The 4,400-nt window shown below is 71.3% G+C and carries 5 protein-coding genes; all 5 read left to right on the forward strand.

All coding sequences use genetic code 11. The annotated features are described in order from the left end of the window. Nucleotides 1-1,532 (forward strand): translation initiation factor IF-2 (gene infB, locus FrCorBMG51_RS30345; protein ID WP_235433234.1); only part of this gene is annotated, 1,532 nt, incomplete at its 5' end. 32 nt (nt 1,533-1,564) lie between these two features. Continuing rightward, nucleotides 1,565-1,930, forward strand: a complete 366-nt coding sequence (locus FrCorBMG51_RS01760; RefSeq protein ID WP_047221379.1) for a DUF503 domain-containing protein — start codon at nt 1,565-1,567, stop codon at nt 1,928-1,930. Beyond that, on the forward strand, nt 1,923-2,399 hold the full coding sequence (rbfA, locus tag FrCorBMG51_RS01765) for a 30S ribosome-binding factor RbfA (protein ID WP_013874799.1): 477 nt from the start codon (nt 1,923-1,925) through the stop codon (nt 2,397-2,399). Before FrCorBMG51_RS01760 ends, rbfA begins: the two co-directional genes overlap by 8 nt. 16 nt (nt 2,400-2,415) lie before the next feature. Next, nucleotides 2,416-3,507, forward strand: a complete 1,092-nt coding sequence (locus FrCorBMG51_RS01770; RefSeq protein WP_047221380.1) for a DHH family phosphoesterase — start codon at nt 2,416-2,418, stop codon at nt 3,505-3,507. After that, nucleotides 3,507-4,400 (forward strand): tRNA pseudouridine(55) synthase TruB (gene truB, locus FrCorBMG51_RS01775; protein ID WP_086055209.1); only part of this gene is annotated, 894 nt, incomplete at its 3' end. The genes FrCorBMG51_RS01770 and truB, both read left to right, overlap by 1 nt.

Here is a 4,400-nt window from a genome sequence, read left to right on the forward strand (position 1 = left end):
TGCGGCCGCGGCCGCCGGTCGTGACAGTCATGGGCCACGTCGACCACGGCAAGACGAAGCTGCTCGACGCGATCAGGCAGACGGACGTCGTCAGCGGCGAGGCCGGTGGGATCACCCAGCACATCGGGGCCTACCAGGTCCGGGCGAAGGTCGACGGCGAAGAGCGGAAGATCACCTTCATTGACACCCCTGGTCACGAGGCGTTCACCGCGATGCGTGCCCGTGGTGCGCAGGTGACCGACATCGTGGTGCTGGTGGTCGCCGCCGACGACGGCGTCAAGCCGCAGACGATCGAGGCGCTCAACCATGCCCAGGCCGCCGACGTGCCCATCGTCGTCGCCGTCAACAAGATCGACAAGGAGGGGGCGGACCCGCAGAAGGTGCGCGGGCAGCTCACCGAGTACGGGCTGGTCGCCGAGGAGTACGGCGGTGACGCCATGTTTGTCGACGTCTCCGCCCGCAACCGCACCAACATCGACGGGCTGCTCGAGGCGGTCATCCTCACCGCCGACGCGGCGCTGGACATGCGTGCCCCGACCGACGTCGAGGCCCAGGGAGTGGCGATCGAAGGCCGGCTGGACCGCGGCCGCGGCCCGGTGGCCACCGTCCTCGTCCAGCGCGGAACGCTGCGGGTCGGGGACTCGATCGTCGCCGGCGAGGCCTTCGGCCGTGTCCGGGCGATGCTCGACGAGCACGGCGACCCGGTGACCGAGGCCGGCCCGGCCCGTCCCGTCCAGGTGCTCGGGTTCACCAGCGTCCCCGACGCCGGCGACAACTTCCTGGTCGTTCCGGAGGACCGGGTCGCCCGCCAGATCGCCGAGCGGCGGCAGGCGCGCGAACGCAACGCCGAGCTCGCGCTCAGCCGTGGCCGCCCGACCCTGGAGACGATCCTGGAGCGGATGAAGGAGGGCGAGAAGACCCAGCTCAACCTCATCCTCAAGGGCGACGTGTCCGGTTCGGTCGAGACGGTCGAGGACTCGCTCCTCAAGATCGATATCGGCGACGAGGTCTCGTTGCGGATCATCGGACGCGGCGTCGGTGCGATCACCGAGAACGACGTGAACCTGGCCAGCGCGTCCGACGCGGTCATCCTCGGCTTCAACGTCCGCGCCGAGGGCAAGGCGCGGGAGCTCGCCGAGCGCGAGCGCGTCGACGTCCGCTACTACTCGGTCATCTACCAGGCGATCGAGGACATCGAGAACGCGCTCAAGGGCATGCTCAAGCCGGTCTACGAGGAGATCCAGCTCGGGACCGCCGAAGTCCGCGAGGTGTTCCGGGTGCCGCGGATCGGCAACGTCGCCGGCTGCCTCGTACGCTCCGGGCTCATCCGCCGCAACGCCAGGGCGCGCCTGGTCCGCGACGGTGTCGTCGTCGCGGACAACCTCACGGTCGAGTCGCTCAAGCGGTTCAAGGACGACGCGACCGAGGTCCGGGAGGGCTACGAGTGTGGTGTGGGGCTCGGCTCGTTCAACGACATCAAGGTCGATGACGTGATCGAGACCTTCGAGCAGCGGGAGGTTCCCCGTTCCTGAGGAGCTTCCCAGGCAGCCTTGAGGACACGGCTATGTGGACGGGAACGGCGGTGTTCGACCTTCTCCTCGGCGACATCCGCTCGCTGAAGGAGAAACGGTCGATGGTCCGACCGGTGGTGGCGGAGCTCCGCCGCAGGCATGCGGTGAGTGCGGCGGAGACCGGCCATCACGATCTGCACCGTCGGGCGCAGGTCGCCGTGGCCGTGGTGGCTGCGGATCGGGCCCACTGCGTCGAAGTCGTCGAGGCCTGTGAGCGTCTGGTTGCGCAGCGTCCCGAACTGGAGCTGCTTTCGGCGCGAGTACGGTATTTCTCCGACGAGGACGACTCCTCCGACAAGGACGACTCCTCCGACGAGGATGCGGTGACGGTGACGGTGACGGGAGGAAGCCATGGCTGACCCTGCTCGGGCCCGCCGGCTCGCGGTACGTATCCGTGAAGTGGTTGCGGCCGCGCTGGAACGCCAGGTGAAGGACCCGCGACTGGGCATGGTCACCGTGACCGACGCCCGGGTGACGCCGGACCTGACCGAGGCCACCGTCTTCTACACCGTCTACGGCGACGACGCGGACCGGGCGGACTCGGCCCGCGCGCTGGAGTCGGCCAAGGGCCTGCTGCGCAGCCAGGTCGGCCGGCAGACCGGGGTCAAGGTCACCCCGACCCTGACCTTCGTCCACGACCGGCTGCCGGAGGACGCCCGCCACCTCGAGGAACTGATCAGCACTGCCCGGAAGCGGGACGCGAGCCTGGCCGGCGTGCGGGATGGCGCCCGACCGGCCGGTGAGGCCGACCCGTACCGTAAGCCCCGTGGGGATGACGACGAGCCCGCTGGGGGCATGATGTCTGATGAGGGCCTGATGGGGACATGATGGGGGTCGAGCTGCGATGACCGACGTGACGAGCCTCGCGGACCTGTCCCTGCTACCGGTACCCGAGGCCGGGGACGCGACGGCTCGGACGCAGGCGGAGTCCGGGGACGCGGTCGGCGAGCAACGAAACCGCGCGGTCGAGGCGATCCTGTCCGCCGTCCAGGGCGGCGAGAGCATCCTGCTGGTGGCGCACGTCGACCCGGACGGGGACAGCCTCGGGTCGGCGATCGCGCTTGGGCTGGCCCTGCGCACGCTCGGCAGCCGGGCGTCGGTGTCGTTCGACAGTGACCCGTTCGTGGTGCCGCGTTCCCTGACCTTCCTGCCCGGCCAGGACCTCCTCGTCCCGCCGGCGCTGGTCCCGGCGACCCCGGATCTGGTGGTGACGCTGGACGCCGGCAGCCTTGGCCGGCTCGGGGCCTTGGGGCGGGTCGCCACCCGGGCCCGCCGGATGGTCGTGATCGACCATCACGCCTCGAACACCCGGTTCGGGGACATCAACGTCATCGACGCCGACGCCGCGTCCACCAGCGTAATGATCACCGATGTCATCGACGCGCTCGGCGTGGAGCTCGACCACGACCTGGCCGTGGCGATCTACACCGGTCTGGTGACCGACACCGGATCGTTCCGCTACGCCGCGACGACGCCGGCTGTCCACCAGCTGGCCGCCCGGCTGCTGGCCACCGGCATCCGCCACGACCTGATCACCCGGACGGTGTGGGACACCCACCGGTTCGGCTACCTGCGGCTGCTCGGCGAACTGCTCGGCCGGGCCCGCCTGGAGCCCGAACACGACCTGGTCTGGACGTGGTGCGCGTTCCCGGACCTCACCCGCGCCGGGCTCACCCTGGACGAGATCGAAGGGGTGATCGACATCGTGCGGACCACCGCCGAGGCCGAGGTGGCGGTCGTCTGCAAGCAGGGCGCCGACGAGGTCTGGCGGGTGTCGGTACGTTCCAAGGGTGCTGTCGACGTCGGCGCGGTGTGCACCGAACTCGGTGGCGGCGGCCACCGCTTCGCCGCCGGGCTGACCTCGTCGAACCCTCTTGAGCAGACACTGGACAGCCTGCGCGACGCGCTGGTGCGAGCACCCCGGCTGCCCGTCTGATGGGTGCCGCCACCGTCCCGGGCGGGGCGGGAGGCCCGGTCACGGAGGGTCTGGTCGTGGTCGACAAGCCGTCGGGGTGGACCTCACACGACGTGGTCGCCCGCTCCCGCCGGATACTGCGCACCCGCCGGATCGGCCATGCGGGCACGCTCGACCCGATGGCCACCGGCGTGCTGGTGCTCGGGGTGGGCCGGGGCACCCGACTGCTCGGGCACCTCGCGCTGACGGACAAGGTCTACGAGGCGACGGTGCGGCTCGGCGTCTCGACCACCACCGACGACGCCGAGGGTGAGGTGCTCGCCGTCGCGGACGACGCCGTCGCCCAGACGGCGGCCGCCGACCAGCCGCGCCTGGCCGCCGCCATGGCAGCGCTCACCGGTGAGATCGACCAGGTCCCGTCCGCGGTCAGTGCGGTGAAGGTCGACGGGGTGCGAGCCTACGCCCGGGTGCGCGCCGGGCAGGACGTCATCCTGGCGGCGCGCCGGGTGACGGTGAGCCGGTTCGACCTGCTGGCCCGTCGCGGCACGGATCTCGACGTGGCCGTGGCCTGCTCCAGCGGCACCTACGTGCGGGCGCTGGCCCGCGACCTCGGCGCGGCGCTGGGCTGCGGCGCCCACCTCACCGCCCTGCGGCGGACGTCGGTGGGCTCGTTCGGCCTTGCCGGGGCGGTCACGCTCGACGCCCTCGCCGAGCGGGGGGCGGCCGCGCTGCGTCCGCTGGCCGACGCTGTCGGTACGCTTTTCCCCCGTCGCCAGGTCGACGCCGACGAAGCATGTGCGATATCTCATGGCCGCCGGCTGCCGCCGTTCGGAGCGCCCGACATCTACGGTGTCTTCGGCCCTGCTGGTGAGCTGCTTGCCCTGGCTCGGGACACCGCGGGGGCCGGCCGGCCG

Origin of the sequence: Protofrankia coriariae (assembly GCF_001017755.1) — a bacterium.
GTDB classification, from domain to species: Bacteria; Actinomycetota; Actinomycetes; order Frankiales; family Frankiaceae; genus Protofrankia; species Protofrankia coriariae.

Coding starts and splice junctions, on each gene's coding strand:
- FrCorBMG51_RS01760 (WP_047221379.1), top strand. CDS start 1,565: ATGTGGACGGGAACGGCGGTGTTCGACCTTCTCCTCGGCGACATCCGC.
- rbfA (WP_013874799.1), top strand. CDS start 1,923: ATGGCTGACCCTGCTCGGGCCCGCCGGCTCGCGGTACGTATCCGTGAA.
- FrCorBMG51_RS01770 (WP_047221380.1), top strand. CDS start 2,416: ATGACCGACGTGACGAGCCTCGCGGACCTGTCCCTGCTACCGGTACCC.